Below are 5,457 nucleotides of genomic sequence, written 5' to 3' on the forward strand. Positions count from 1 at the left end.
GCTACCTTGCCGGCCTCCACCTGCGCGCCTCGATAATCTGGATCAAAGACCTCACCCCGACCATCCGGTGATCACGACTCGATACACGCCCTAGTAGGGCTTGGTCAGGTCGGTTGTAGTGAGCGTTTCCTTCTGGCTCGGTGTTGCGTTGAGAGGGTGTGACTCCGGACGAGATTGCCGTTGTACGTGGTGAGTTGGAGGGCTTCGCGGCGGAGGTTTTCGAGCCGTTCGCGAGGAACGACCAGCGTCGGTGGGGGCAGGTCTACCTACGGGGCCTGCTCATGGACGGGCAGCGCAAGTCGGTCGAGCCGATGGCTGCCCGGCTGGGCGAGGACGGGAACCGTCAGGCTCTGGCCCACTTCGTCACCACCAGCCCGTGGGATCCGGCGCATGTGCGGGCCCGGCTGGCCTGGAGGATGGAAAAGGCGATCCGGCCCACCGCGCTGGTCTTCGATGACACCGGGTTCCTCAAGGACGGCAATGCCTCGGCGTGTGTGTCGCGGCAGTACACCGGCACCGCGGGCAAGGTCACCAACTGCCAGGTGGGCGTCTCCCTGCACATGGCCTCGGATCATGCCTCGGCGGCGGTCGACTGGCCGCTGTTCCTGCCCGAGACCTGGGCGCCCGGATCTGTGAAGGCGGATCCGGACAAGGTCGCCCGCCGCACCGCCTGCGGTATCCCCGAGGACACCGGGCATGTGGAGAAATGGCAACTCGCGCTTGACATGCTCGATGAGACCCGTTCGTGGGGCGTCGAGGTGCCGCTGGCCATCGCGGATGCCGGATACGGCGATGCCGCGGCCTTCCGCCTCGGCCTGCAGGCCCGCGGCCTCAACTACGTGGTGGGCATCTCGACCACCATGTCGGCCCAGCCCGGCGAAGCCACGCCGGTGGCCGAGCCGTACTCCGGGACCGGACGCCCACCGGCTGCGAAGTACCCGGACAAGGCGCAGTCGGTGAAACAGCTGGTCATGGCCGCCGGCCGAAGGGCGGCGAAGCCGGTGCAACGGCGTGAGGGCTCCCGGCCCGGCACCGGCCGCAGCGGCTTCAAGCGGATGTACTCGCGGTTCGTGGCCTTGCGGATCCGGCCTGCCGGACGCGAGGTCCGGCAGGCCGGCGACGGCCCGGAACTACCCGAGTGCTGGCTCCTGGCCGAGTGGCCGGCCGACCAGGGCGAACCTGTCCAGTTCTGGCTCTCCGACCTGCCCACCGACACCCCGCTGACCACCCTGGTCCGCCTGGCCAAGCTCCGCTGGCGCATCGAACACGACTACCGCGAGATGAAACAGGCCCTTGGCCTGGCCCACTTCGAGGGCCGCACCTGGAACGGGTGGCACCACCACGTCACCCTCGTCTCCGTCGCGCATGCCTTCTGCACTTTGCAGCGACTGGCCAGAGCCCCAAAAGGAACGGCGCCGGCCTGAGCCTCTACCGCGTCGTCCGCGAGCTACAGACCATCCTCGCGACATGGACCGGCGTCTGCCCCACCTGTCACCGCGGCATACCCACACCAACACCGACCTGACCAAGCCCTACTGGGCCGTGTATCGAAAGTGGATCTCGAGCGATGAATGATCTCGGTTCATGGGGCGGGGAGATCTCACTCCGGCGCTGGCAACGGGACGGAACCTGGCACCAGGCCCTCACCCGGCTCCAGACCCTGGCCGACGCTAAGGGTGCGATCACGTGGGACCTGAGCGTCGACTCCACGGTCTGTCGCGCCCACCAGCATGCGGCCGGGGCCCGGAAGCAGGGTGACCTGCAGAAGGAACCGCCGGGTGGTGCCTTCGCCGAGCCCCGGGGATCACGGGCTGGGCCGAGGAGTCCAAGTACGCGACCCCCCGTTCGTCACGGACGCGACGAAGCGCTCGCAGGTCATCTGCACGATCGACTTCGCCGACGACATCGACGCGGCGGCCGTCGCGAAGGTGCTGCGCGCGAACGGGATCGTCGACACCGAGCCGTACCGCAAGCTGGGCCGCAACCAGCTGCGGATCGCGATGTTCCCGGCGATCGACCCGGCGGACGTCCGCGCCCTGACGGCCTGCACCGACTACATGATCGAGAAGCTCTGGCCTCTGGGTATACGAAGGGCCCGGCACCGGAACACATCCGGCGCCGGGCCCTTCGTCGTCACCCGGGCAGGACCTGTCTGCGGAAGTCGCTCGGCGGCATCCCGTACGCGCGGCGGAAGGCCCTGCTGTAGTCCGCCTGGTGACGGAATCCCCACCGCTCGGCGATCTCGCCGATCCGGCGGTGACCGAGGCCCGGGTTCGCGAGGTCGGCGCGGCTGCGTTCGAGGCGGAGCCGGCGGATCGTGGCGCCCACCGTCTCCGGCTCGTCGCGGAACAGCAGGTGGAGCAGCCGAACGGAGATGTGGTGGTGCGCCGCGACGGCGACGGGGCCGAGGCCGGGATCGGCGAGGTTGGCCTCGATGAACGCGCGGACCCGCGCGAGGAGGACCTGGTGCCGGGTCTCGTGGGCCGTCGGGACCGGGCTGTCGGTCCGGGCCGCGAGGAACGTCGCGGAGAGCGCGAGCGCGACGGCGCCCAGCCGGCGCAGCTCCTCCGGCTCGCACCGGTCGGCCTCGGCGCGCAGTCCGGTGAGGTACGAGGCGAGCAGCGCTCCCGACCCGGTGCGGGCGGGAAGGGCGGTGCCCAGCAGCTGGTCGACGCGGTCCTGGGGCAGCGGCAGGGTGGCCCTGGCGAGGCGCAGCAGACTGACGTGCGAAAGCCGGCCGTCGTCCCGGAACTCGCAGCTCAGCGGGTGGGAGGTGTCGAAGAGCGCCATGTCGCCCGCGGTGAGCAGGGTGTTGTTGCGGCGCTGCTCGATGCCGATCGGGCCGCCGTGGACGAGGAAGAGGAAGTACTGCTCGGGGTCCGCGCGCCGGATGTGGGCGGCGGCCCGCCGGGCGGTCATCGGCGAGAAGGCGAAGTCGGAGACTTCGGTGTCGGTCAGCCGGATCGCCGTGGCGGTGCCGCGGAAGCGGTCGGCGTACGGGCTGGCGATGGCCACGGGCATGATGGCGTCGCCGACCATCCGGGACCACCACTCGAAGCCGTCGTGTGCGCCGACGCTCGTGGTGGAGACCGTAGTGAGCCCGTTCACGCTCCCCCCTCCGTGATGTGGACACGTCCATTGTTGGGGCTGGTCGGGCAGCGGGCATAGGGCGAAGTCGGTCAACCTGCCCCGCGGTCGTGCACTCGGTGCGAAAGGAACGTGCGCACGACGCCAACGACGGGAGGGGCCCGCGCACCCCACAGTGATGATCCGACGCATGACCACGGACGAAGCAGAGGTGACCCGATGATGAAGCCGAAGCAGGGATCCTTACCGACCGGCGGGTGGGCGAAGGCCCTCGCCGCCCTTATGATGGCCCTCCTGGCCCTCGTGGCCACCCCCGCCTCCGCCGGAGCGGCCGACGCCGCGCGGGGCGCCCGCACCGACTTCACGGCCCAGGCCAGAAGCGCGGGGCTGAACGGCACCGAGGCGAAGGGCCTCCAGGCCCGGGTCGACGGCTACCTGGCGAAGATGCCCGGGACGCAGGTCGGCGCCAACAAGATCGTCCTGGCGGGCGGCGGTGAGCTGCTGCTCACGCTCCCCGGCGAGCGGAACGCCCGCGACCTCACCGCCCCGGACGCGGGGCTCGGCGCGGCCGCCGGCTGCCCGTACACCTATGTGTGCGCCTACCCGTACGAGAACTTCGCCGGTGACGAACTGCGCCTGTACACCTGCAACTACCTCAACTACATCCCCTGGAACGGGACCGGCTCCTGGATCAACAACCAGCGCTCCACCCTGTACGCCAAGTTCTACGACTCGAACGGCAACCTCGGCTGGACCTCGCCGGGCGGCTACAGCGAGGACCGCCACGCCCCCTGGGGCTGGGTGTCGTGGCTGAGCCCCTGCTGACGGCGGAGGCGTAGAGCGACGCGGCGCGCCCGAGGGACGCGCCGCGTCCGGCCGTCGGGCGCACGGTCCACCCCATAGGTGTATTGACCCGGAGCGTTGTTGATGCGGCTGATGGGCGGGTGTCCGCCCAGTGCGGTGTGGCAGCGGTGGTGGTTGTAGGTGTGGAGGAAGTCTGCCAGGGCTTCGGTCCGCTCGCTGTTCAAGAGAGCCGCTCCGCGCCACCACGAGCAGTTGGCGGTCGCCGCGACCGGGGCCGACTCAGTCCTCACCTCCTCGTCCGAGCCACCGAACGCAGCCGAGACAAAGCCGCCGAGAAGCAAGGTCGGTGCGCCGATGACGAGCAGCGTGGTGACCAGAGGCACGCGCAGCGAGGACTTCGTCAGCCCCAAGAGGACTGCCCCGGTCATCGCGGCCAGGGCGAGCCATCCCAGCAACAGGACGTACTCACGGATCCCGATCAGCAGGACCAGCGCGCCCCCGTCTCCCGACTCAAGTCCGGCCACGGCCACAGCGCCGAGGGCGACTGCCATCGTCAGCAGCAAGGCCGACGGTCTGCGATACCGCGTGAAGTTCATGATCCCCCGAACGATGTGGATCACGCAGCATAAGAGGGAAGGCGCAGCAGAGGCCAGGGCTGATGTGCGTGGGTCACAGCCACTCGTTGATGGCCGCGATGAGGACGGTCGCCTCATAGCGGACGGCGAGTTTGTCGTATCGAGTGGGTGCGCCACGAGGCGCCAGTGCGCCGTGAGGCGCGATGAATCGAGGGAGGTGCAAGACCTCCTCGCCGGGTTGTCGCAGCAGCCTGGTGGGAGCTGAGCGCAGTCCGACCCGGGAGACGCCGGGGAGGGCGGGAAGCAGCGCTGACAAAGCCGGGACTACTCGGAACTACCAGACGGGCCGGGTCCGGCAAGCGAGATCAGAGGGCATACGAGAGGAATCAGTGGTAAAGCTCCGTAAGCGTGGCACCGGCTCAAATCTGGTGGATATGGGCCGGGTTGCAGTGCACAGTCCGTTCGCTGAACGGACTGACTCCGTAGCCGACTTGGCGTGTCGGTGGGGAGGCCACGGCGAAAGTCTGCGGCGTATCCGTGGCGATGCTGCCGGGGCAAAGCTGGATGCCGGACTGATCGATCGATTCACCGTGAACACGGGAACCGTCCCGCGTCGCTCCCAAGGCCCGGAATCCATCCGGGCCGATGGGATAGATGCGTCGTCTGTCGAAGGCGCGGGATGGGGCGGAGGCCCCGTAGTAGTCCGAGCGGACGAGAGGTCCGCACATGGCGAAGGGGGCCAGCAAGTCGGCAGTAAGGATGCTGGAATGCCGGGAGGTCGTTGGTGAATACCGACGAACTGGAATACGCCTTGCTCAAGGCGGAACGCCGGGTACTGGAAATCCAGACCAAGCTGAACCGTTGGGCCAGTGATGACCCTCATCGCAGGTTCGATGGGGGCCTCCCCCTGAGTGGTGGACACGCTGATACTGGATCTTCTTGATCCGGAGGAAGCGAGAAGACCGCCGATGGCGATGAAGGACTACTCGGA

The 5,457-nt window shown here is 68.8% G+C and carries 4 protein-coding genes and 3 pseudogenes; 4 read left to right on the plus strand and 3 right to left on the minus strand.

Going from position 1 to position 5,457, the window contains the following annotated elements; all coding sequences use genetic code 11:
- The first annotated feature begins 158 nt into the window (after nucleotides 1-158).
- The 3 genes and pseudogenes from ACZ7IB_RS48475 to ACZ7IB_RS48485 all read left to right on the plus strand — a co-directional run.
- Nucleotides 159-1,424 (plus strand): IS701 family transposase, encoded by a 1,266-nt coding sequence (locus tag ACZ7IB_RS48475; protein ID WP_470921723.1) that lies wholly within the window; start codon nucleotides 159-161, stop codon nucleotides 1,422-1,424.
- Nucleotides 1,425-1,606: 182 nt separating this feature from the next.
- Nucleotides 1,607-1,744, plus strand: a pseudogene (locus tag ACZ7IB_RS48480) (IS5 family transposase); the annotation flags it as partial.
- Nucleotides 1,745-1,812: 68 nt separating this feature from the next.
- Nucleotides 1,813-2,072 (plus strand): annotated as a pseudogene (locus ACZ7IB_RS48485) (phosphoserine transaminase); the annotation flags it as partial.
- Between the two features lie 61 nt (nucleotides 2,073-2,133).
- On the opposite strand, the gene ACZ7IB_RS48490 reads toward ACZ7IB_RS48485, so the two are convergent.
- Nucleotides 2,134-3,108 carry an AraC-like ligand-binding domain-containing protein gene (locus ACZ7IB_RS48490; protein ID WP_470921725.1) on the minus strand — a complete coding sequence of 325 codons (975 nt, stop codon included), beginning with the start codon at nucleotides 3,106-3,108 and terminating at the stop codon, nucleotides 2,134-2,136.
- A gap of 198 nt (nucleotides 3,109-3,306) precedes the next feature.
- Here ACZ7IB_RS48490 and ACZ7IB_RS48495 point away from each other — a divergent pair, with 198 nt between their 5' ends.
- Nucleotides 3,307-3,912, plus strand: coding sequence for a peptidase inhibitor family I36 protein (locus ACZ7IB_RS48495; RefSeq protein WP_470921726.1), 606 nt, complete (start codon nucleotides 3,307-3,309; stop codon nucleotides 3,910-3,912).
- Nucleotides 3,913-3,992: 80 nt separating this feature from the next.
- Here the strand turns inward: ACZ7IB_RS48495 and ACZ7IB_RS48500 are convergent.
- Nucleotides 3,993-4,112 (minus strand): annotated as a pseudogene (locus ACZ7IB_RS48500) (IS481 family transposase); the annotation flags it as partial.
- Between the two features lie 448 nt (nucleotides 4,113-4,560).
- Complete coding sequence (locus tag ACZ7IB_RS48505; protein WP_470921728.1) at nucleotides 4,561-4,689, minus strand: hypothetical protein; 129 nt, start codon at nucleotides 4,687-4,689, stop codon at nucleotides 4,561-4,563.
- Nucleotides 4,690-5,457: the final 768 nt, after the last annotated feature.

Source organism: Streptomyces sp. NPDC037301 (assembly GCF_055602785.1).

Coding starts and splice junctions, on each gene's coding strand:
- ACZ7IB_RS48495 (WP_470921726.1), top strand. CDS start 3,307: ATGATGAAGCCGAAGCAGGGATCCTTACCGACCGGCGGGTGGGCGAAG.